Annotated in this window: 17 protein-coding genes and 1 pseudogene; 7 read left to right on the forward strand and 11 right to left on the reverse strand. The window is 59.4% G+C overall.

The features are described from left to right. Positions 1–25: 25 nt before the first annotated feature. Positions 26–878: pseudogene (locus tag CWM54_RS13280) on the forward strand (transporter substrate-binding domain-containing protein). 37 nt (positions 879–915) lie between these two features. Here CWM54_RS13280 and CWM54_RS13285 read toward each other — a convergent pair. From CWM54_RS13285 to speB, 8 genes are read right to left on the reverse strand one after another with little or no spacing between them, the layout of a single operon-like run. Then, entirely contained in the window at positions 916–1710 is a 795-nt protein-coding gene (locus CWM54_RS13285) for an SDR family NAD(P)-dependent oxidoreductase (protein WP_100697411.1), read from the reverse strand. 60 nt (positions 1711–1770) lie between these two features. Continuing rightward, on the reverse strand, positions 1771–2703 hold the full coding sequence (locus CWM54_RS13290; RefSeq protein ID WP_061153609.1) for a 2-hydroxyacid dehydrogenase: 933 nt from the start codon (positions 2701–2703) through the stop codon (positions 1771–1773). Between the two features lie 5 nt (positions 2704–2708). After that, positions 2709–3437, reverse strand: a complete 729-nt coding sequence (locus CWM54_RS13295) for a class II aldolase/adducin family protein (protein ID WP_004899997.1) — start codon at positions 3435–3437, stop codon at positions 2709–2711. Then, complete coding sequence (locus CWM54_RS13300) at positions 3438–4958, reverse strand: amino acid ABC transporter permease/ATP-binding protein (RefSeq protein WP_074387812.1); 1521 nt, start codon at positions 4956–4958, stop codon at positions 3438–3440. A 30-nt stretch (positions 4959–4988) separates the two neighbouring features. Beyond that, positions 4989–5792 carry an ABC transporter substrate-binding protein gene (locus CWM54_RS13305; protein WP_016161662.1) on the reverse strand — a complete coding sequence of 268 codons (804 nt, stop codon included), beginning with the start codon at positions 5790–5792 and terminating at the stop codon, positions 4989–4991. Positions 5793–5811: 19 nt separating this feature from the next. Continuing rightward, positions 5812–6879 carry an isopenicillin N synthase family dioxygenase gene (locus tag CWM54_RS13310; protein ID WP_100680854.1) on the reverse strand — a complete coding sequence of 356 codons (1068 nt, stop codon included), beginning with the start codon at positions 6877–6879 and terminating at the stop codon, positions 5812–5814. Then, positions 6876–7739 carry a sugar phosphate isomerase/epimerase family protein gene (locus CWM54_RS13315; protein ID WP_100680855.1) on the reverse strand — a complete coding sequence of 288 codons (864 nt, stop codon included), beginning with the start codon at positions 7737–7739 and terminating at the stop codon, positions 6876–6878. The genes CWM54_RS13310 and CWM54_RS13315 overlap by 4 nt, the downstream gene beginning before the upstream one ends. Positions 7740–7749: 10 nt before the next feature. Then, positions 7750–8700: an agmatinase gene (gene speB, locus CWM54_RS13320; protein WP_004145693.1), complete on the reverse strand. Its 951-nt coding sequence runs from the start codon at positions 8698–8700 to the stop codon at positions 7750–7752. A 115-nt stretch (positions 8701–8815) separates the two neighbouring features. Between speB and CWM54_RS13325 the strand changes: the two genes are divergently transcribed. The 3 genes from CWM54_RS13325 to CWM54_RS13335 all read left to right on the forward strand — a co-directional run bounded on the left by CWM54_RS13325 (position 8816) and on the right by CWM54_RS13335 (position 13932). Further along, a complete protein-coding gene (locus tag CWM54_RS13325) occupies positions 8816–9727 on the forward strand; it encodes a LysR family transcriptional regulator (protein ID WP_002914199.1) in 912 nt (303 codons plus the stop codon). A gap of 648 nt (positions 9728–10375) precedes the next feature. After that, on the forward strand, positions 10376–13264 hold the full coding sequence (locus CWM54_RS13330) for a C1 family peptidase (RefSeq protein WP_100697413.1): 2889 nt from the start codon (positions 10376–10378) through the stop codon (positions 13262–13264). A gap of 188 nt (positions 13265–13452) precedes the next feature. Further along, the gene (locus CWM54_RS13335) at positions 13453–13932 is read left to right on the forward strand and encodes an RrF2 family transcriptional regulator (protein ID WP_008806108.1); all 480 of its coding nucleotides are present in this window, start codon (positions 13453–13455) and stop codon (positions 13930–13932) included. Between the two features lie 66 nt (positions 13933–13998). On the opposite strand, the gene oqxB is transcribed toward CWM54_RS13335, so the two are convergent. Together oqxB and oqxA are read right to left on the reverse strand one after the other, a co-directional pair. After that, complete coding sequence (oqxB, locus tag CWM54_RS13340; RefSeq protein ID WP_100697415.1) at positions 13999–17151, reverse strand: multidrug efflux RND transporter permease subunit OqxB; 3153 nt, start codon at positions 17149–17151, stop codon at positions 13999–14001. A gap of 23 nt (positions 17152–17174) precedes the next feature. Further along, a complete protein-coding gene (oqxA, locus tag CWM54_RS13345) occupies positions 17175–18350 on the reverse strand; it encodes a multidrug efflux RND transporter periplasmic adaptor subunit OqxA (protein ID WP_100697417.1) in 1176 nt (391 codons plus the stop codon). 333 nt (positions 18351–18683) lie between these two features. Between oqxA and CWM54_RS13350 the strand changes: the two genes are divergently transcribed. Further along, positions 18684–19037 (forward strand): helix-turn-helix domain-containing protein, encoded by a 354-nt coding sequence (locus CWM54_RS13350; RefSeq protein WP_077274722.1) that lies wholly within the window; start codon positions 18684–18686, stop codon positions 19035–19037. Positions 19038–19056: 19 nt separating this feature from the next. Here the strand turns inward: CWM54_RS13350 and CWM54_RS13355 are convergent, their stop codons facing one another. Further along, positions 19057–19629: a flavin reductase family protein gene (locus tag CWM54_RS13355; protein WP_023323138.1), complete on the reverse strand. Its 573-nt coding sequence runs from the start codon at positions 19627–19629 to the stop codon at positions 19057–19059. Positions 19630–19840: 211 nt separating this feature from the next. On the opposite strand from CWM54_RS13355, the gene CWM54_RS13360 reads away from it, so the two are divergent. Both CWM54_RS13360 and CWM54_RS13365 read left to right on the forward strand, forming a co-directional pair. After that, positions 19841–20725, forward strand: coding sequence for a LysR family transcriptional regulator (locus CWM54_RS13360; RefSeq protein ID WP_100697419.1), 885 nt, complete (start codon positions 19841–19843; stop codon positions 20723–20725). Positions 20726–20859: 134 nt separating this feature from the next. After that, positions 20860–21660 (forward strand): hypothetical protein, encoded by an 801-nt coding sequence (locus CWM54_RS13365; RefSeq protein WP_100697421.1) that lies wholly within the window; start codon positions 20860–20862, stop codon positions 21658–21660. The last annotated feature ends 365 nt before the right edge of the window (positions 21661–22025 follow it).

Genomic DNA, 22025 nt, shown 5'->3' on the forward strand with positions numbered 1-22025 from the left:
GTATGTCACGATGATTAAAAATAGGATGAATGCCCTGGCACATGCTGCGGATGGTGTTGACTGATAAGCGGCCGATCACCCCGGCGCGAAAAACCGATAATGATAAGGATGGCGAGATGAAACTGACGGTGGGGCTGGCGCTGACGCTGGCGATAATGACCTGCGGCGCCCAGGCGCGCGATATGCAAACCATCGAGCACAGCGGTGAGCTGAAGGTGGGCGTGCCGGGCGATTATGCCCCGCTGGCGTTTCGCAATACCGCCGGCGAGCTGCAGGGCTATGACGTGGACATGGCCCGCGATCTCGGGCGCACGCTGGGGCTGAAGGTGAGCTTCGTCTACACCAGCTGGCCCGCGCTCGCCGCCGATCTGCAGGCGGACAAGTTTGATATTGCAATGGGCGGCGTGACGCAGACCCCGGCGCGGGCGCAAGCCTTCGCCCTCAGTCACCCGGTAGTGGCGAACGGTAAAATCGCCTTAGCCAACTGCCAGGCCGCCCCGCGGCTCGGCTCGCTGGAGAAGATTGACCGCCCGGAGGTGAAGGTGGTCGTCAACCCTGGCGGCACAAACCAGAGCTTTGTCGATGAGCATATTAAGCAGGCGCAGATCATTCGCGTGCAGAACAACGTCGACAACCTGGAGGCGCTGCGGCAGAAAACGGCCGATATGATGGTGACTGATCTGATCGAAGGCGACTACTACCAGAGCAAAGAGCCCGGCGTGTTCTGCGTTGCTAACGAAACGCCGTTTGCCGGCACCGCCAGCGACAAGGTGTATATGATGAATAAGGATAACCCGGCGCTGCTGGAGAAAGTGAACCAGTGGCTGGATAGCCAGGACAAAGAGGTTCTCAAACGGAAGTGGAAAATTCGCGGTTAACCGCTGAGCTAAGAGGGGAGAGGGTCTCCCCTGCGATTCAGAGAATATCATCCACCACGCCGCCGTCGACGCGCAGCGCGGCGCCGGAGGTGGCCGACGCCTGTGGCGAGCAGATGTAGACCACCATATTGGCGACCTCTTCCACCGAGGCCGCCCGCTGGATCACCGAGCTCGGACGATGGGTCATGACAAACGCTTTCGCCAGTTCCTCCAGCGACTGGCCGGTTTTCGCCACGTCGTCTTTCAGCATCTCGGCAAAGCCGTCGGAAATCGTCGGCCCTGGCAGTATGCTGTTAACGGTCACTCCGCTGCCGGCGACATATTTCGCCAGGCCGCGGGCCAGCGACAGCTGCGCGGTCTTGGTCACGCCATAATGGATCATGTCCGCCGGGATATTGCGCGCCGATTCTGAGGAGATAAACACCAGCCGCCCCCAGCCTTTACTGACCATCGCCGGGAGCAGCCCCCGCGACAGGCGTACGCCGGACATGACGTTGGTCTGCCAGTAGTTGTCCCAGGTCGCGTCGTCGGTGGCGTAGAAATCCTGCGGGCCATAGATCCCAGCGTTATTGACCAGAATATCGACGCCGGTCACCGCCCGCAGCAGCTGCGCTGCGCCGTCGGCGTCGCTGAGGTCGGCGATGGCGGGGCGCGCCTTCGTGCCCGGCACCTCATTTTGCAGACGAGCGATCGCGGCGTTCACGCTTTGCTCGCTGCGCCCGTTAATGATGACCTCTGCGCCGCTCTCCGCCAGGCCTTTGGCAATGGCGAAGCCAATCCCCGCCGTGGAGGCGGTGACCAGTGCGACTTTCCCCGCTAAATCAATCTTCATGTTCCTGCCTTCTGGTTGTGGATCTCCCATTAAGCGTAGCAGCGGCGGTATGGTTGGGGATCAGTAACCGGCGTGCTTATTGACCAGGTTTTTCAGCGGCAGTCCACGGCGCTGGCGCTGAATGTTCTCCAGCAGCTGGCGGGCGATCACCTCGGCAGGGGCCGCAGAGGCCATATGCGGGGTGATGACCACCTGCGGATGGCGCCACAGCGGATCGTCCGCCGGCAATGGCTCCTGCGGGAAGACGTCGAGCACCGCCCCGGCGAGCTGGCCGCTCTCCAGCGCCGCCAGCACATCTTCATTGACCATATGCTCCCCGCGGCCGCAGTTGATCAACACCGCCCCGGCGGGTAGCTGGTTGAACAGCGGCGCGGCGAGGATACCGCGGGTCTGCGCGGTGAGCGGCAGGAGGTTAATCAGCCCGTCAAGCGACCCAAGGAAGTTGCCGAGCGCCTCCTCGCCTCGATAGCAGGTGACGCCAGCCAGCTGCTTTTCACTGCGCGACCAGCCGGAGACCCGATAGCCGAGGCGGGCCAGCTGGTCAGCGATATAGCCGCCAATTTCGCCCAGACCCATAATGCCGATATGGAAGTCGGCGGCGGCGCGCTGGGGATAGAGCTTCCAGGTTTGGGTTCGCTGGTGGGCCAGCGCCCGGTCGAAATGGCGCTGAAACCACAGGACGCTCCACAGGGCATATTCGAACATGCCGTGGCGAAAATCTTCATCGATCACCCGGCACAGCGGGATCTCGCTGGCGAACAGCGCGGGCGGCAGATGATCGACCCCGGCTGACGCGGCCTGGATCAGCTTCAGCCCCGGCGAGCGGCTCAGCAGCTGCGGGTCCGGGAACCAGCAACTGGCGTACTGGGCGTCACGCGCCGCCTGGTGATGGGGCAGAAGCGCCGTGACGTCGGGAAACTGCTGCAGGGCGGCGCAAATATCGCGGGCGAAATCCGCGTCGTTACAATCCACAACGATAGTGATATCAGACATAGGCGTTAGTCTTTGTAAGAGGTATCGAGACGGTCAAGACGGCGCAGCCACGCCTGCCAGACCTGTTGACGTTCATGCTCCACGCCCATCAGCTGTTCGCAGGCGTGTTGGCTGAGGTGCGGAGCGATGGTGTGGATCGGGCTGAGAGCCGCCAGCTGGGCGGTGGCCATCTGGATCTCGCAGGCGCGGTTCAGGTAGTACATGATGTAAAAGGCGTCAGCCACGGTGCGGCCCACCGACAGCAGGCCGTGGCTCTGCAGGATCATGGCGATATTATTCCCCAGCGAGCGCTGGATGCGCGCCCGTTCGTCGAGGTCAAAGGCCACCCCTTCATAGGGATGGTAGCCGACGCGCTGGTAAAATTCGGTGCTGATCTGGTTGAGCTGCAGCAGGCCGTCCTCGCAGGCGGCCACCGCCATTCCCGGCAGCGTATGGGTGTGGATCACACAGTGGGCGTCTTCCCGGGCCATATGCACCGCGCTGTGGATGGTAAAGCCCGCCGAGTTAGCTGGCGCGTCGCCCTCTACGACCTTGCCCTGCATATCCACCACGATCAGGTTGCTGGCGGTGACTTCGTCAAACATCATGCCGAAGGGGTTAATTAAAAAACGCGGCTCGCCATCGCCGGGCAGGCGCACGGAGAAGTGGGTGTAGAGGGTATCCTCCCAGCCGAACAGCGCCGCCAGCCGGTAGGCGGCGGCCAGCTGCTGGCGCAGGTGTTGCTCAGTTGCCATTTAGCGTACTCCCATAAATTCACGGATTCGTTGCAGAGAAGGGGCCTCCAGCGGGCTACGGATCACCTGCGGGGCGATATCGGCCTGTACCACGCCGTTCTCCATCAGCACTACGCGGTCGGAAATCGACAGGGCGAAGTCCATCTCGTGAGTGACAATCAGCATGGTCATGCCTTCGCGGGCCAGCGACTGAATGACCTTCAGTACTTCGCCCACCAGCTCCGGATCCAGCGCCGAGGTCGGCTCGTCAAACAGCATAATGTCCGGCTTCAGCGCCAGCGCCCGGGCGATCGCCACGCGCTGCTGCTGGCCGCCGGAGAGCTGCCAGGGGTATTTGTGGGCATGGGCCAGCAGGCCGACGCGGTCGAGCAGCACTAGGGCCTGTTCTCTGGCGACCGGCTGGTCCAGCAGCTGGTGATAGCGCGGGGCCAGCATCACGTTGTCGAGCACCGTACGGTGGGGGAACAGGTTGAAGCTCTGGAAGACCATGCCGATGCGCCGCACCCCGGCGCGCATCTGGCGCTTATCAACGATGGCTCCGCCTTTCAGATAGTCTTCGCCGTAGAGAATGATCTCCCCGCCATCAATGCTTTCGAGGGCGTTGATGGTGCGGATCAGGGTGGTTTTGCCGGAGCCGGACGGGCCGATGATGCTGATCACCTCCCCGTTCTCCACCTGCAGATCGATGCCTTTCAGCACCTCATGCTGACCCCAGGATTTGCGGATGCCCCGCAGATCGAGCGCTGGCGGCGCGCCGTTGACGGCCGGGGTTTTGATCTCTTCGGTCAGCGCCGGAAGGCTCTGGCGCAGTGCCTGGCATTCCGCCTCGCTGAGGGTTTGCGGACGCTTACGCTGAATATCGAGACGATTTTCCAGCGCCCGGAACAGCCAGGTGAAGACGGTAACCACCATCACGTAGTACACCGCCACCGCCAGCAGGGTCTCCATCACGAGAAAATTCTGCGCATACAAGCGCTGGCCGGTGAGCAGCAGCTCGGGTAAGGAGACCACCGACAGAATCGAGCTCAGCTTAATGATGGTGATGTATTCATTGATCAGCGTCGGCAGCGAGATGCGAAACGCCTGAGGAATAACAATCAGCCGCTGGATGCCGATAAAGCTGAAGCTCAGCGCATGGCCCGCCTCGCTCTGCCCCTTGGCCACCGACAGCAGTCCGCCGCGGTGGATCTCCGCCATATAGGCCGCTTCGGTGACGGTCATCGACACCAGCCCGGCGATAAACGGCACCCCGAGCAGCGGCTGGGTCACCGGAAACAGCTGCGGCAGGTTGTAGACAAACACCAGCAGCACCATCAGCGGCACGCTGCGAAAAAACCAGATATAGAGTTCGACGGGGATCTTGACCCAGCGCGGCGCGGAGAGCTTCGCGCAGGCTAACAGAAAACCGACCACCAGGCCGATCCCCCAGGACAAGGTGCTGACCACGATCACGGTCACGCACGCCTGCCAGAATGCTCCAATGCTAAACAATGAAAAAAAGTATCCCCAATCGAACGCCATACCGACTCCTGTTGCGCAGTGCTTATTGTTTTAATCGATGCTTTCTAAGTTGTATTTCTTGATCAGCGCGGCATATTGGCCGTTGGCTTTCAGCGTGGCCAGGGTGGCCTTAATCGCCTCCGCCAGCTCGGTGTTGCCTTTGGCGACGTAGATCCCCAGCGGCAGCGGGTAGACCAGGCGCGTAGAGCTTATCCCCAGGCGGCCGCGGCTCTTGTCGACGATGATCTGCGCCGCCGGGGCAATCTCAAGCTGGGCGCCGATGTTCTTCGACAGCAGCGCCTGCGAGGCTTCCGGCGCCGTCGGGAACTCCTGAATGGTGATGGCCGGTTTGCCGTTTTTCAGGCACCACTCATCGGAGTGTTTTTTCAGGCTGGTCACCCAGGTAGTGCCTGCCTGCAGACCGACCTTCACACCGCACAGCTCATCTTCGGTTTTCGGCTGCACCGCGCCGCCCTTCAGGGCGATGATCGACGCGCCGGAGAGGGCGTAAGGGATGGCGTCGGCCTGCTTCTGGCGTTCCGGCGTTACGTACATCCCGGAGATCACCGCATCATATTTCTTGCCGATGCCGAGGATCAGGCTGGTGAACTTGGTGTCGATCAGCTGCGGTTTGGCCTGCAGATGTTGGGCGATCAGCGCGGCAAAATCCGGGTCGAGACCGACGATGTTGTTATTGCTGTCATAGGACTCAAACGGCGGGTAGGTGACTTCCATCCCCACCTTAAAGACGCCCTCGGTCAGCAGTTCCGCCGCCTGGGTGACAGGGGAAAAACAGGCGCTGACGGCGAGGGTAAGCGCGACACGGCGCGAGATTTTTTTTAGGGTGCTAGTCATCATGGTTCCTCACGGGTGGTTAGGGGTTTTTTTGCTGTGCCTGTTTTTTCAAATGGCCAAACGTATTGGTGCCGCGCGCGCGCTCCGGTAGCTGAAGTTCACCGCGATTGACCTTCTCGCGCAGGTAGCGATAGGTTTGCAGCGCCTGGCTCCACATATGCTCCCCGATGCTGAGCTCCTGATATTCACCGGCTTCGCCGGCGGCGAGGAAGGTCGGCAGCGGGCGGATCAGCGTGTGGTAATCGCAGGCGAAAAACAGCGGGAAGGAGTACCGCTCCTGCGGCACTTTGCGCACCCGGTGGGCTGTAGCAACAAATGTGCCAGCGCTGAGCACTTCCAGCATGTCGCCGATATTGATCACGAACGCCTCTTCTCCGGCGGCGTTCTTGACGGGAGGTGCATCGATCCACACGCTTTCTTCATTGAGGACTTCAAGCCCGGGCTGGTCGGCGAGCAGCAGGGTGAAGCACTCATAGTCGGTATGTGCACCAATTCCGGGAACATCTTCGACGCTGGCGTCGAACGGGTAATGGATCAGCCGCAGCTTGGCCGGTGGGCAGGTCACCATCGGTTTGAAATACCCTTCCGGCAGGCCGAGCGCGAGGGCGAAAGCGTCGAACAGACGGTGGCCGAGGGCGAAGACTGCGTCGTAGTAGGCCAGCACCCGCGCGCGGAAATCCGGCAGATCGGGCCACTCATTGGCGCCGATCAGTGGCGTGCCGGCGAGCACCAGCGGATGGTCATCTGCTGCCTGGAAGCCGATATCGAAAGCCTCTTTATGGTCCGGCTTGCCGGAGCCGTAGATCTCTTCTCCTTCCGGAACGTAGCCCTTATGGCTTTTGGAGTGGCCGATGTAATAGTTCATCTTCTCCTCCATCGGCAGGGCGAAGATCTGCTTCGCCGCCTCGCGGACGCCGGCGATCACCGCCGGGTCGATGCCGTGGCCGGTGATGTAGAAAAAGCCCACCTCGCGCGCCGCGCGGCCGATGGCGTCGGCCACCGCCTGGCGCCTGGCGAGATCGTCGCCGGCCAGATCGCGGATATCGATGGTCGGGAGTTCAGTAAAAGCGTGCTTCACGGCGGTCATGGCTGCGGCTCCTGTTCAGTGAGCGTTAAAAACTGCTGAAAGTGGGCCTGCTGGCGCGCGGCCATCCAGGCGTTGAGCGACCAGAGGTCGGCCACCGGAACGTTGGTGAACGGCAGATGGTGCAGATAGCCGTCGGCGCCAAACTCCGGGGTCAGCGTGGTCTGCGGGTAGCCGCGCTGGCGCTGTGAATGCCAGACCTGCTGCCAGAAGCGCTCGGCAAAAGCCAGCGCCGGCTGATACTCCGGCGCCGCCGGGTGCGGCACCTGCGGCCCCTGGTCGTAGCCCACCCGAGCCTGCACGTGATGCACGCGGTCGATAAAGGCGCTGAAGTCATCGCAGGGGTCATCCAGCAGGCGCTCGCTGACCACCACCCAGTGGCTGATGTCGGCGGTAAAGCGCAACTGGGGGAGCTGCTGAATAATCTCCAGCGTGAGCCACGGGCTGTACAGCGAGGTGGCGCGATGGGTTTCAAAGCTGCAGGTCAAACCAAACCCGGCGGCCAGCTCGTGCGCCTTGCCGAGAAAATCGACCTGCTGCGCCAGCGGCCAGCGATCGTTGCCCGCCAGCAGATTGACAAAGCGCGGGTTGAGGCTGCTGGCCTCGGCGAAGCGGGTCTGCAGGCGCGCCAGATGCTGCTCCGGCGTTTCATGCTGGGCGGGGAGCACTCCGCCGCCGCTGAAAAGAATGGCGATATACTCCAGCCCCGACGCCTGCAGGCGGTCGGCGAGCTGCCGCCGCTCGGCCACCGTTAACGGCACGCGGGCTTCGATACCGCAGCAGCCGACGCGCTGCAGTTCATCCAGCGTTTGCGACCAGGGGGTGGTGACTCCCCAGAGGGTGCGAAAGCATTTCAGCTCCATGGCGGCTCCCTCAGGCGTACTTCACGCCGGGCAGGACGCAGAGCATCTCGTACAGCAGGTTGGCCGCCAGCTGGGAGGTATTGCCGCTCACGTCATAGGGGGGAGAGACCTCGACCAGATCGGCGCCAATCAGGTTCAGGCCGCGGCAGCCGCGGACGATCTCCAGCGCCTGAATGGAGGTCAGGCCGCCGACTTCCGGCGTCCCGGTTCCCGGAGCCCAGATGGGATCGAGGCTGTCGATATCAAAGCTGAGATACACCGGCCCGTCGCCCATCTGCTGACGAACTTCGGCCATCAGCGGCGCCAGCGAGGTATGCCAGCACTGCTCCGCCTGCACCAGGCGAAAGCCCTGGTCAACGCCCCACTGGAAGTCGCCGGCGGCGTAGCCCTGGGCGCGCTGGCCAATCTGCACCACCCGTTTGAGGTCGAGCAGTCCCTCCTCAACGGCGCGGCGGAAGGTGGTGCCGTGGGCGATTTTCTCTCCGAACATCTCATCATTGGTATCGGTATGGGCGTCGACGTGGATGAGCCCCACCGGACCATGTTTTTTGGTCAGCGCCCGCAGGATCGGCAGGGTAATGGTGTGGTCCCCGCCGAGGGTCAGCGGGATCAGCGGATAACTATTCAAACCGGTGTAGTAATCTTCGATAATTTGCACCGATTTGAGCAAGCTGTAGGTATTGATCGGCACATCGCCGATGTCGGCCACCGACAGCGAGTCGAACGGTGCGGCGCCGGTTGCCATATTGTACGGACGGATCATCACCGATTCGGCGCGAATATAGCGCGGTCCGTAGCGCGTGCCTGAGCGCTGCGAGGTGCCGATATCCAGCGGAATGCCGACAAATGCCGCGTCAAGTCCCTGTAAATCTTCGATAAACGGCAGGCGCATCATCGTGGCGCGGCCGGCGAAGCGTGGCATCTCATTGCCACCCTGCGGTTGGTGAAAGAGGTTATCCATGTCTGCTCCTGAATCTGACGGATGAAACGTAACAGGAGAGATAGTGCGCAACCCGCGCTGGACTTTACATCGTCTGACGTAAATACTCAGTTCATTTATTGGTGAACTAAATACGATGCATCACGACGCCAGCCTTAATATTCGACAGCTGCAGGTTTTCGAGGCGGTGGCCCGCCTGGAGAGCTATAGCCGGGCCCAGCAGGAGCTGGGCATTTCGGTCTCCGCCATCAGTAATGCGATGTCGCAGCTGGAGGGACAGCTCGGCTTCACCCTCTGCCAGCGCGGGCGCGGCGGCTTTTCCCTGACCGAGAAAGGTCAGCAGTTTTTACAGCAGGCGATCCGCGTGCTGAGCGAACTCAATGAGCTGGAGCGGCAGTCAGCACTGCTCAAAGGGGAGCACAGCGGTACCCTGTGCATCTCGACACTCGACTCCATCGAGACCGAAACGGCGCTCTCGCTGCCGGTGGTTCTGCGCAGCTTCAGCGACAAATTTCCCCATGTGCATATCAAATTGATTATTCGCACCCCGGCGGAGCAACTGAACGGCGTGCTGAACAACCATATCGACCTGGCCATCGGCAGCTACAACTCGCAGGTGCATAACATCATCAGCGAGCCGCTGTACCGCGAACAGCACTGGCTCTACTGCAGCGATCTGCACCCGATGTTCTTCAGCCGTCAGCTGGATAAAGAGCAGATCAGCCAGTGCCCGCTGGTGACCCGCAGCTACTGGAACACCAGCGATTTGCGCCGCCGGGGCTTCAGCAAAGGCAGCGCCACCGTCGAGACCGTCGACGCCCAGCTGCTGCTGATCCTCTCGGGGAAATATATTGGCTATCTGCCGGAGCATTACGCCTGGCCGTGGATCAAAGAGAACCGCCTGCGGGTACTGCTGCCCAACGAGTTTGGCTTTCAGTCGCCGTTCTCGGCCATCTGTAAGCGCGGGCGCAGCAATGAGCCCTACCTGAAAGCGTTCCGCGACCTGCTGAAGAAAAACACGGTGGCGCGGCCGAAGTGGAATTACTGAGTGGGGTAGGGGCTTCCCTCCGCCGCGGTGGTGACTCTGGCGCTCAGCGCGCAGCCCGGCGGTGGCATTTCTCCTGTTCAAAAAACGAACGGCAGCCGGTAGCCCGCCCGGGCTGCGGCTGCCAGGCAACTGCCTCCAGGTTATCCACAGGGTTAGGCGCCGCTGGTGTGGACAGGTCGTCGGGCAGCGCAGTCGTTAGCGATTCGCTTTAATGGTTTTTTCCGCAATCGCGATGGTGGAGAGTTTGTGCAGGCAGATCAGCGCCAGACAAATCTCGCAGGATCCGCTGCCGTTATGGCAGCGGATAGTTGGCGAACGGGGAGGGGATGATGTCTCCTGAACCACCTGTCAACGGCTGACCCGTGCCAGATTTCAGCCAGTAATAAATCCTCGGGTGCCGTTACGCTTCTCCTATACTCATACGAGCATGCCGGAACGCCTGCCCAGACGAAGTTTGCCCGCCTCAAACGAGAGGGCGACACGCGCCATCTTTGTCGAGGGATATCATCCGCGGCCGCCGGGTCGCTTTGAAGCCTGAAGCAATACCACTTGTCAGCCTCATTTCACAAGGACAGCTCAACGTCATGTTGCGTACTGCGGCCTATATCAATATCGCCGCACGGTCATCGCTTTTCGAGGATTCTTGTCATGGTTAAATTGCTGTTGCAGGGCTCATCCGGCCCGGAGGTTGTCCAGTTACGCAAACGTCTGGCGAAAACGCTGGGGGCGGATGCGAACATGTTTGCATTGTCATCGAATAGCGACACGTTCGATGCCACGCTGGCCTCGGCGGTCCGACACTGGCAGTCGCATATCGGCATCATCGCCGATGGCGTCGTCGGTCCCTATTGCCAGAGCCTGCTGGCGCTTATCACGCTGCCTGCGTTTACGCTGCGGGCAGATGAGGTGCAGCATTTATTCCCCGCCACCAAACCATCCAATGTGCTGCGCTATCTGCCGTACGTCGCGGCAGCGTTAACCAGCGAAGGACTCACGACGATCCCGTTGATCTTGGCCGCCCTGGGGACCATCCGCGCGGAGACCGAAGGCTTCGTGCCGATTTCCGAATATCCCTCGCAGTTCAACACGCTGCCAGGGCTGCCGGCGTTCAGCGCCTACGACGCAGGGACCGACAAAGGCAAGAATCTTGGTAACATGACCCTTGGGGATGGCGCCAGGTTTCGCGGACGTGGTTTCGTACAGCTTACGGGGCGTTCGAACTACCAGAAATATGCTTCCCGCATAGGTGTGGACATTATCGGCTCTCCCGATTTAGCTAATGCACCCGAGGTGGCGGCGGTATTGTTGGCGATGTTCCTCGGCGATCGTCGAGAGGCGTTAACCACGGCCCTGACAGCCACGCCCCCCGACTATCGGAAAGCGCGCAGGCTGGTGAATGGCGGGGCGCACGGGCTGGATAGTTTCAAAAAAGTCTTCACGCTTGCAGCGGTCTTGCCAGCGGTTATGCAGCAGACCAGCCAGATTCAGGGCGCGGGAGCTGGCAGAGGGACCAGACAGCAGGCGGGCGCAGCCGCGATCGCGGTCCCGGCAGAGGGACCGGTTCTCAATGCGTCAAAGGATCCGCTTGATCTGCGCGATCGTACCTATACGCCGCCGCCGGTGAGCCTACCGGACCGCTTTCCGGTTGATAAGGATATCGCCACGCTACTGACCGTCTACACCCAGGCGCAGCTGATCCTCGATCAGGGGCGGGAAGGCGCCTGCACGGGTTTTGGCTTAGCCTGCGTGGTGAACTATTTGCGCTGGCGTAAAGCCGGTTTCCCGAAAAAACTCGATTCAGTGAGCCCCCGCATGCTTTACAACTTTGCCCGGCGATACGACGAATACGCCGGGGAAGATTATGACGGTTCGAGCTGCCGTGGTGCGCTTAAAGGGTGGTTCCATCACGGCGTGTGTCTGGAGTCTGACTGGCCTTACCGGGAGCAGGAAAATATCCCGCCGCAATACGGATACGCGGAGCGCGCGGTGAATACGACTCTGGGGGTCTACTATCGTATTGATATCAAAAATATTACCGATATGCAGGCCGCCATCCATGACGTGGGGGCTATCTACGTTTCCGCCTTTACCCATGAGGGCTGGCAGACGGTCCCGACGGCGAAAAAGACGCCCACCAATCATGACTCGCTGGCCGTCATCGCGTTCAATGGCAAGCCTACTAAAACGGGCGGTCATGCGTTTGCGCTGGTTGGGTTTAACCGCGACGGGTTTATCGTACAAAACTCCTGGGGTACAGAGTGGGGATGCGGTGGCTTCGCGGTACTGAGTTATGCCGACTGGTTGACCAACGCGATGGATGCCTGGGTGGCGGCGCTGGGCGTGCCCGGCGTGGTGCCAGGGCAGCTTGCAACGGGTTCGCCAGCCCTTGCCACACCGGCCGCCGCGGGTAATCACCCGCAGTGGTGGGACGAAACCACGGCCTATCAGCACAGTATTGTTATCGGCAACGATGGTCGGGTGGATCGCTACCTGACCCAGGACGAGATGACGCGTACGCTGATGTATCAGGGATGCGTATTGCCCGATCGTTGGTTTCGCTTACAACACGAAGAGACTAAACGCTTAGTCATCTATGCGCATGGCGGGCTCAACAATGAGGCGGGGTCGATTGCGCGGGCGCGGGCGATGGGACGTTACTTCACTGGCAACGATTGCTATCCACTCTTTCTGGTGTGGAAAACAGGGATCCTGGAGTCCATTGGCGATATCTTCTCCGACCATTTTCGCCGTGAACCCTCGCGCGCGGGTGGCGTGCGTGAGGCATTGACTGAGGCTTCCGATCTGCTGATTGAGGAAACTATTGGTCGGCCGGCCGCGAAGCCTCTGTGGAGCGAAATGAAGGAGAACGCTGAATTTAGTTGCGTTTCAGGACGCGCAGGCGATCTGCTGGTGACGGCCCTGCAAAAGTTAGTGGAAACCTGGGGGAAAGCGCTTGAAATTCATATAATTGGTCACTCGGCGGGCAGTATTATTCTCGGCCATTTCGTCGATCTGTTGTCATCCCGCGGCCTGGGTGACGCTCTCAAGTCTGCGCATCTCTATGCGCCGGCATGTACGGTACAGTTTGCCAACCGACACTATGCCCCGCATGAATTGCTGATGAAACGTATGTATCTCCATATCCTGTCCGATCGCATTGAACGAGCCGACAATGTGGCAGCTATTTATCGCAAGTCGCTCCTCTATTTCGTCTCCAACGCCTTAGAAGGGGATCGGCGAACACCGCTGCTGGGAATGGACAAGATACGCGACAAAAACTACTCGGGCTGGGACGGTTCGTCGAGCACCGGGGAAGCATTGCGTAACTGGCGTCATGCCGCGGCTGAGGCGGGGCTGGAAAAGCGCGACCGAACCAATATCATTGATACCGACAAGGTCAATAGTGGCCCAGGCGTGATGATCGATGCTTCCCACGGTAGTTTCGATAACAACATTGATGTGATCAGCCTGACCCTGCAACGCATTGTTGAGAATAGCCAGCTGAACTTACCGGTGGATGATCTTCGCGGTTTTTAGATGGCACGGTATGCGGTTGCCGGGTTTGTCATCCGGCAGCCTTTGCCCGTGAAATCAGAAAATTTACTTCGCAGGCTAACCGCAGATTGCTTCAAAAAAATTCCCGTATTTGTTATATTGTTGTTCATTGATTATTCACCTCTGCGGTGCCAAAAAGAACAAGATTCACCGCAACCCAGGACAATACCATGTTAGATTACCGCTTCCCGACAGCTTTGCAGATGGTTCTCAGCGTAGCAATGGCGGAGCAGATGGGTGAACGTTCGACGAGTGCGATTCTGGCCTACGGCCTGGAAGCGAACCCGAGCTTTATCCGTAAACTAATGGTTCCGCTTACTCGTGACGGCATCATCGTCTCCACGCTTGGCCGCAACGGCTCTATTCATCTTGGCCGCCCGGCAGACAAGATCACCCTGCGTGATATCTATCTTTCGGTTATTGAAGATAAAAAGCTGTGGGCGTCGCGTCCCGAAGTTCCGGCCCGCTGCGTGGTCAGCGCCAACGCCTGTTGGTACTTCAAATCTATCGCCGATGAAGCAGAGCAGGCTTCGCTAAACGTCCTCGCTCGTCACACCGTGGCAAGCGCGCTGGAGGCGGTGAAAAATGGTGATAGCAGCGGCTGCGACCCGGTGCCGGAAATGATCGCCCGCTTTAAAAAAGCGCATTAATCATTTTCTGGTGACGAAAAAAAACCGCCTTCATTGTGAAGGCGGTTTTTTGTTATCTGCTGCAGGTTAGGCGGGCAGATCCTCCTCGACCGGTTTCCTGCGGGTCACGAACTTCCGCAGCGTCACGTAAAACACCGGTGTCAGGAACAGACCGAACAGCGTCACGCCCAGCATCCCGGAGAACACCGTGATCCCGGTGACACCGCGGACTTCCGCCCCCGCGCCATGGCCGAGGATCAGCGGAATGGTCCCGGCGATAAAGGCGATGGAGGTCATCACGATCGGGCGCAAACGCAGGCGGCATGCCTCCAGCGCCGCTTCCATGATGCCTTTCCCCTGGATCTCCAGCTCGCGGGCAAACTCGACGATCAGAATGGCGTTTTTACAGGCCAGGCCCATCAGGACCACCAGACCCACCTGCACGAAGACGTTGTTATCGCCGCCGGTCAGCCAGACGCCAAACAGCGCGGAGAGCATCGTCATCGGTACGATAAGGATCACCGCCAGCGGCAGAGTCCAGCTTTCATACAGCGCGGCCAGCACGAGGAACGCCAGCAGCACCGCCACCGGGAAGACGATCAGCGCCGTGTTGCCCTGGGTGGCCTGCTGGAAACTCAGATCCGTCCACTCAATATTCATCCCGTTCGGCAGGATCTGCTTCGACAGCTCCTCCAGGTGCGTCATCGCTTGTGAAGAAGAGAGGACCCGCGGATCGGCATCGCCAATCAGGTCCGCCGCCGGATAACCGTTGTAGCGGATCACCGGATCCGGCCCGTAGGTGGTACTGATATTCACCATACTGCCGATCGGCACCATTTCGCCCTGATTATTGCGGGTGCGCAGATTAGCAATATCTTCCACGCTCTCACGGAATGGCCCATCGGCCTGGGCCATCACGCGCCAGGTACGCCCGAACTGGTTAAAGTCATTGACATAAGACGAGCCGAGATAAGTCTGCAGCGTGCCGAACAGATCGGTCAGCGATACACCCTGGGCTTTCGCCTTATCGCGATCAACCTGCACGTCCAGCTGCGGCACGTTAGCCTGGTAGGTCGAGATAGGGAAGTGCATCCCCGGCGTCTGCATAACCGCCCCGGACATCGCATTCACCGCGCTTTGCAGCGCGCCATAGCCCAGCCCACCGCGATCCTGGATGTAGAGCGAATAGCCGGAGCCCTGGCCCAGTCCTAAAATCGGCGGCGGCAGGATGGAGAAGCCAAAGCCCTGCTGAATTTGCGCGATTTTGGCGTTGATCTCCGCGTTAATTTCCGCTGCCGAGTGTTTGCGCTGATCGAACGGTTTGAGGCCAAAAAAGACCGTCCCGGTATTCGGCGTGTTGGTGAACTGCAGTGCGTTAAGACCCGGGAAGGCGACCGCATAATCGACCCCTTCGGTATTCATCCCGATCTCGCTCATTTTGCGGATCACCGCATCGGTGCGCGCCAGCGACGAACCTTCCGGCATCTTCACGCCGCCAATGAGATACAGCTTGTCCTGGGTGGGAATAAACCCGCCGGGGACGATTTTAAACATCACCCCAGCGGCGCAGAGCAGCAGCAAATACACCACGAACACTGCGCCACGGCGTCCGAGCGTTTTGCTCACCAGTCCCTGATAGCCGTTCGAGCTGCGCAGGAAAAAGCGGTTAAACGGACGGAAAATCCAGCCAAACAGACGATCGATCAGCCGGGTAGGGAGGTCTTTCTTCGCGCCGTGCGGCTTTAACAGCAGGGCCGCCAGTGCCGGGGAGAGCGTCAGCGAGTTGATGGCCGAGATCACCGTCGAGATGGCGATGGTCACCGCAAACTGTTTGTAGAACTGGCCGGTGACCCCGGAGAGAAACGCCATCGGCACGAACACCGCACACAGCACCAGTGCAATGGCGATAATCGGCCCGGAGACCTCACGCATCGCCTGGTGCGCCGCGGCAAGCGGCGCAAGCCCCTCTTCGATATTACGCTCGACGTTCTCCACCACCACGATGGCGTCGTCCACCACGATACCGATAGCCAGTACCAGCCCGAACAGGCTCAAGGTATTCAGCGAGAAGCCCAGCAGATAGAGAATGCTGAAGGTACCTACCACCGATACCGGCACCGCGATCAGTGGGATAATCGACGCGCGCCAGGTCTGCAGGAACAGGATCACCACCAGCACCACCAGCACCACTGCTTCCAGCAGCGTCTGCACCACCGCGCGGATGGAGTCGCGCACGAAAACCGTCGGGTCGTACGGCGCCGCCCATTTCATATCTTCCGGGAAGCGGGTGGCCAGTTCGGCCATTTTGGCGCGTACCGCGTTCGACAGATCGATGGCGTTAGCCCCCGGCGACTGGAAGATACCGATCCCGACCGCATCCTTATTGTTGAGCTGGGAACGCAGCGCATAGCTGCCGGAACCCATCTCGATGCGCGCCACGTCGCGCAGGCGGACCAGCGAGCCGTCCTGCGCCGTTTTCAGAATGATATTGCCAAACTCTTCTTCGGTATGCAGACGGCCCTGGGCGTTAATGGAGATCAGGAAATCGCTCTCCTGCGGCAGCGGCTCGGCGCCAAGCTGTCCGGCAGACACCTGGACGTTTTGCTCCTGCATCGCCGTCACCACATCCGAGGCCGTCAGACCGCGGGCAGCGACCTTATTGGGATCCAGCCAGACGCGCATCGCATATTCACCGGAGCCAAAAATCTGGATCTGGCCGACGCCGGGCAGGCGCGCCAGCTCATCCTTCACTTTCAGCGTGGCGTAGTTGCGCATATACAGCGAGTCGTACTTTCCGCCGGGGGAGAACAGATGTACCACCAGGGTCAGCGTCGGGGACTGTTTCTGGGTGGTGATCCCCAGACGGCGTACATCCTCCGGCAGACGCGCTTCCGCCTGCGCGACCCGGTTCTGCACCTGAACCTGCGCCTGATCCGGGTCGGTACCCGGGCGGAAGGTCACGGTGGTGACCAGCACGCCGTCGGAGCCGGCGACCGATTTCATGTACATCATGTTTTCAACGCCGTTGATCGCTTCCTCCAGCGGCGTCGCCACGGACTCGGCAATCACTTTCGGGTTGGCGCCGGGATACTCCGCGCGCACCTGGACGCTCGGCGGGACGACGTCCGGATATTCGCTCACCGGCAGCAGCGGGATAGCGATTAACCCGGTGATAAAAATTAAAATCGACAGCACCGCGGCGAAAATCGGCCTGTCGATAAAAAAGCGGGAAAAGTCCATGTGTTGGATTCTCTGATTAGGGATCAGTTGAGGGTGGCGCTGGTGGTCATGGCAACGGTTTTGGCATTCACCGGCATACCCGGCATAAATACTTTTTGTAACCCGTCGACGATGACGCTATCCCCAGGGTTCAGCCCCTTCTGAACGATGCGTAAACCGTCTGCCAGACGCCCCGGGGTAATATCACGTCGCTGCGCTTTACCATCTTTATCAACGATATAGACGTATTTACGGTCCTGATCGGTCAGTACCGCTTTGTCGTCGATCAGCGTGGCTTTGAACTCCGCGCTGCCCGGCAGACGCACGCGGGCAAACAGCCCCGGCGTGAACAGGCGCTGCGAGTTATCCAGCAGCGCGCGCATGCGGATGGTGCCGGTACTCGGCGTTAACTGATTATCGAGAAAATCCACTTTGCCCTGATGGGGGTAGCCCTCCTCGCCAACCAGGCCAATCTCCACCGGGAGCGCCTGATTATCGCTGGACGCGCCTTGCCCGCGGCGGGCGAGGTTTTGATAGTGAAGATAGGTTGACTCGTCGACGTCAAAGTAGACGTACACCGTCTTCTGCGAGACCAGAGTGGTGAGCACGCTGGCGGTGTCGCCCGCGGTGACCAGGTTACCGCTGGTGATCAGCGCCCGGCTGGCGCGGCCATCGATAGGCGCGGTCACTTTGGTGAAGTCGAGGTTAAGCTGCGCGGCATCCACCGCCGCCTGCGCGGCGCGAATATCAGCCTGCGCCTGAACCGCGGCTGACCGGCGCTGCTCCCACTCTTCACGGGAGACAAGATTGGTATGGACTAATTTATCGGTGCGGTTCGCCTCGCTTTGCGCCAGGCTGGCCTGCGTTTTGGCTCTCGCCAGCGTCGCCTGCGCCTGCTCCAGCGCGGCGCGATAGGTTCTGTCATCTATCGTGAACAGCACCTGGCCCTTTTTCACCTCCTGACCGTCGGTGTAATTCACTTTATCAATATATCCCGAGACGCGGGGGCGAAGCTGAACGCTTTCCACCGCCTCAATCCGACCGTTAAAACTATCCCACTGACTGATCGACTTCACTACCACCGTCGCAGCACTGACCGCCGGGGCGGGCGGCGCGGCGTTTTGCGCGACACTGTCGTCGCAGCCGACGAGCAGAAAGGAGAGCATCATCGCGCCGAGCGCGGTCAGGTGAATGTTTCCCCAGGTTTTTTGCAGGCTCATTATTTTTATTCCGGTAATTGTAGCCGCCGGGCAAGACGCAGCGCGAGACGCTGCGCCACTTCCTTTGACCGGGCTGGCTTAAGGCCATTTGTGTCGATCATCGCCACAAAACTGTAACAATTTCGAATACACTATCGCGGCGATTGTAGGAAGGCGCTTAACTAAGTGCAAGAATAATTGTTGCACTTTATGTGCGGTCCTGGCTGGAGACAAAAACCGCGATCCCGGCGCGGATTTAAATGTAACAATAAAACTTGCATTTTGTGTCAAACCAGTCCACCTTTAAATGCAACTGACAAAGATGCTTTTAACCGGCTGCGCGGAGGTAACATGATGAACACTGGCGCCATCATTCAGGATCTCATTGACTGGATCGATAACCATCTTGATAGCCGTCTGGATATTGACACCGTTGCCCGACGATCCGGCTATTCGAAGTGGCACCTGCAGCGGATCTTCAAAGAACATACCGGTCAGCCCCTCGGAGAATATATTCGGGCGCAAAAGCTTGAAAAGTCGGTCGAACGCTTAGCCCACAGCAACGAGCCGATCCTGAACGTGGCGATCGCCCTCGGCTTTGACTCCCAGCAGTCCTTCAACCGCAGCTTCAAGCGCCAGTATGGCCAGGCGCCCGGCGTCTGGCGCCGGAGCATCAGCCGCTCTGCTGCGCAGACATCTCGCCAGTGATCCGCATGACCGGGCAGGGTCAGTCCTGACCCGGCCCATGATCGAATTTGCTGCCCTTACCGATGGCATAGAACTGCCCGCCTGCGACATAGTGAACGGTCCGCAACTCGTCCGGCGCATCATCAAAGATCCAGTGTCCGTTACGGAATACCCGATCATCGCTCCAGGCGGCGATGATATCGCCCATAAACAGATTGTGTTGCTGCTGAATGTCCGGGTAGGGCATCACTTTGCACACCAGCCAGCCCGCGCAGCCTGCCACGAGGGGGATGTCGAACCCCGGCTGATAAATGAAGGGGATGGAGTCATTTTTATCCGGCGCGTCGGCATAGCTGCGCCCGCCAGCGTAGAGGACGGTTGCCATCTGGCTGACTACGGGGATCTGCACCACGAAATAGCCGCTCTTTTCGACCAGCTGACGAGTGAAGGCCTGGGGGCCGATATAGGCCACCACTTTTCGCTCGCCTGCCAGCCCAACCCAGGCGGCTGACATGACATTTTCGACGCCATTATATTTTGCGGAAATCATGGTGGTGGACCCGACCTGCAATAAACGATACGCCTTACTTAATTCGACAGGCTGAACGGACATGGTTTTTCCTTTGCGCATGCTATTTAACGTAATGATTATCTGGATATTTGTTGAGGGCATGTTCATTTTCGGCCCCTCCTTCGTCATCCACCGAGCAACGATACGCCAGGCGATTAAGCGCAAAAAGGTGCATAAATTGTTTTCATTATTCATAATCAACGAATAATCATGCCGTCTGTCGGTAAGCAGCTCGCTACAGGGGAGAAAGAAGGTGGATCGTATCCAGGCTATGCAGATGTTTATGCGCGTCGCGGAGGCAGGGAGCTTCGTGCGTGCCGCGGAAACCCTTTCCCTGCCCGCCTCCACTGTCACCAGTACCATTAAAAACCTTGAGAAATACCTGAAGGTGCGGCTGCTGAACCGGACCACAAGGCGGGTGAGCCTTACCCCGGAAGGGATGCAGTATCTGGCGCAGTGCCGGGAAATTCTCGCCCTCATCGAACATAGTGAATCCAGCCTGAGCGAGTCTGTCGCGCGGCCTCAGGGACGCCTGCGGGTTGATATGCCCGCGGGCATCGCGCATTTCATCGTCATGCCGCATCTGCCGGACTTTTACCGGCGCTATCCCGATATCTACCTGATGATCGGCGTCAGCGATCGCCAGGTCGATCTCATTCAGGAAGGCGTCGACTGCGTGATACGAACGGGAGAGCTGAACAACTCCAGCCTGGTGGCCCGCCCTCTGGGCCGCTTTCGCTGGGTAACCTGCGCGTCGCCGGACTATCTCAGGGAATATGGCGTGCCGCCATCACCGGAGGCACTCTCTCAGCACCGGGCGGTGCATTATTTCTCCGGTCAGGCGAGGCGGGCCGATGAGTTCCGCTTCGTTCGCCACGGCGAGACCTTTTCTGTACCCGTCAGCGGCAACGCCGCGGTGAATGAAACGGGGCTCTATATAAAAATGTGCCTGGCGGGCTTCGGGTTGGCGCAGCTGGCGGAGAATATCGTTGCTGACCATCTACAGGAGGGGAGGCTGGTGGAAGTGCTGACGGACTGGCAGCCGCCCCCGGTACCCGTCACATTGCTCTATCCGCACCAGCGCTTTCTCTCTCCCGCCGTGCGGGCGTTTGCTGAGTGGATGAACGAGGTGGTTTGAGGGAGGTATTGCTTCCGATATAGCGCGTCGGGAGCCCCGCCAGGGAGGGGAGGGTTCCAGCAGAAATATCTGGTCTGCGGATGAATCGCTCGATATTCTGTAATGCTTTGTCTTTTTTGTGAACAGGAAAAAGTATGCTTAATACGCTACCCGATTTACACAGAAGTTTTGCAGAGCAACTGAAGCTTAAATTACAGTCTGATTCGCGGATCCACTCCCTTCTCGCTGGCGGCTCGTTTATCCATGGCGGGTTTGATCAATACTCCGATCTGGATTTTGTGGTGGTGGTCGACCCTCTCTATTATGACGAAATCATGGCTAAGCGTATGGCGTTCGCCGGAACGCTCGGCCATCTGCTGCATGCTTTCACCGGGGAACACGTCGGTGAGCCTCGCCTGCTGATCTGCCTGTTTGGCCCGCAACTTCTGCATGTCGATATGAAATTTATCACCCTGGACATGCTCACTCAGCGCGTTGAGGAGCCTGCCGTGCTATTTACCCGTGATAATGATGCTCTCGAGCGACAGCTGGCAAAATTTAGCGCGCACTGGCCGAACATGACGCCGGAGTGGTTTGAGTCCCGAGCCTGGATCTGGCTGCATTATGCCGTGGTTAAGCTGGGGAGGGGCGAACTCTTCGAAGCGCTGGGGATGCTGTCCTTCTTCCGGGAACAAGTGCTGGGGCCGATGCTGTTCCGTCGCGCCAATCTACCGCAACGCGGCGTTCGCCGAATAGAAGCCCTCGGCATTGATCCCGATGGCCTGCTGACTTCCACCCTGGCAACGCACGATCGTGACTCCGTCGGGATTGCCATTCGAAGGGCTGCTGACGCTTATGTCACTCTGCGGGCTGATGCGCTGCCTGACAATATCGCAGACGATGCGGCGCGTCGGGCGGTCCTTGCCATGCTGGACGCCTATTCTGCCAAGGGGTAAATCTATCTCTCCGGCCGCGGACGCGGCCGGAGGGTGAAAGGGTTGTGCGAGATGTTGTGGGTGGTCTTATCCTGAGAGGGGGGGCGGGTAATTGGTAGCGCGAAAACAACAGAGCTTTTCGTTGGGCCAATCAATGGGCCTAAAAAGTTCAGATTAAATTAGTTTTCTTGAGATTTTGCGGGACAAATTGAGGGCACAAAAAAGCCCGCAGGGCTTGCGCCGTGCGGGCTCTTAGGACTTCATCGGATGACTCTGGTAATCACCGATGGAGAATTTTGGTGGGCTGGCGGAGTCTGAATTGGTTATGTAACTTGTTGTTAAATTGATTGTAATCTTCAGTTCAATTTTCATTTTGGTCCCATTGT

Source organism: Klebsiella sp. D-Nf1 (assembly GCF_002810515.1).
GTDB classification, from domain to species: Bacteria; Pseudomonadota; Gammaproteobacteria; order Enterobacterales; family Enterobacteriaceae; genus Klebsiella; species Klebsiella variicola.

Bases quoted from the DNA above. Each gene is read 5' to 3' on its own strand.
- CWM54_RS13285 (WP_100697411.1), bottom strand. From the start codon at position 1,710: ATGAAGATTGATTTAGCGGGGAAAGTCGCACTGGTCACCGCCTCCACG.
- CWM54_RS13290 (WP_061153609.1), bottom strand. From the start codon at position 2,703: ATGTCTGATATCACTATCGTTGTGGATTGTAACGACGCGGATTTCGCC.
- CWM54_RS13295 (WP_004899997.1), bottom strand. From the start codon at position 3,437: ATGGCAACTGAGCAACACCTGCGCCAGCAGCTGGCCGCCGCCTACCGG.
- CWM54_RS13300 (WP_074387812.1), bottom strand. From the start codon at position 4,958: ATGGCGTTCGATTGGGGATACTTTTTTTCATTGTTTAGCATTGGAGCA.
- CWM54_RS13305 (WP_016161662.1), bottom strand. From the start codon at position 5,792: ATGACTAGCACCCTAAAAAAAATCTCGCGCCGTGTCGCGCTTACCCTC.
- CWM54_RS13310 (WP_100680854.1), bottom strand. From the start codon at position 6,879: ATGACCGCCGTGAAGCACGCTTTTACTGAACTCCCGACCATCGATATC.
- CWM54_RS13315 (WP_100680855.1), bottom strand. From the start codon at position 7,739: ATGGAGCTGAAATGCTTTCGCACCCTCTGGGGAGTCACCACCCCCTGG.
- speB (WP_004145693.1), bottom strand. From the start codon at position 8,700: ATGGATAACCTCTTTCACCAACCGCAGGGTGGCAATGAGATGCCACGC.
- CWM54_RS13325 (WP_002914199.1), top strand. From the start codon at position 8,816: ATGCATCACGACGCCAGCCTTAATATTCGACAGCTGCAGGTTTTCGAG.
- CWM54_RS13330 (WP_100697413.1), top strand. From the start codon at position 10,376: ATGGTTAAATTGCTGTTGCAGGGCTCATCCGGCCCGGAGGTTGTCCAG.
- CWM54_RS13335 (WP_008806108.1), top strand. From the start codon at position 13,453: ATGTTAGATTACCGCTTCCCGACAGCTTTGCAGATGGTTCTCAGCGTA.
- oqxB (WP_100697415.1), bottom strand. From the start codon at position 17,151: ATGGACTTTTCCCGCTTTTTTATCGACAGGCCGATTTTCGCCGCGGTG.
- oqxA (WP_100697417.1), bottom strand. From the start codon at position 18,350: ATGAGCCTGCAAAAAACCTGGGGAAACATTCACCTGACCGCGCTCGGC.
- CWM54_RS13350 (WP_077274722.1), top strand. From the start codon at position 18,684: ATGAACACTGGCGCCATCATTCAGGATCTCATTGACTGGATCGATAAC.
- CWM54_RS13355 (WP_023323138.1), bottom strand. From the start codon at position 19,629: ATGTCCGTTCAGCCTGTCGAATTAAGTAAGGCGTATCGTTTATTGCAG.
- CWM54_RS13365 (WP_100697421.1), top strand. From the start codon at position 20,860: ATGCTTAATACGCTACCCGATTTACACAGAAGTTTTGCAGAGCAACTG.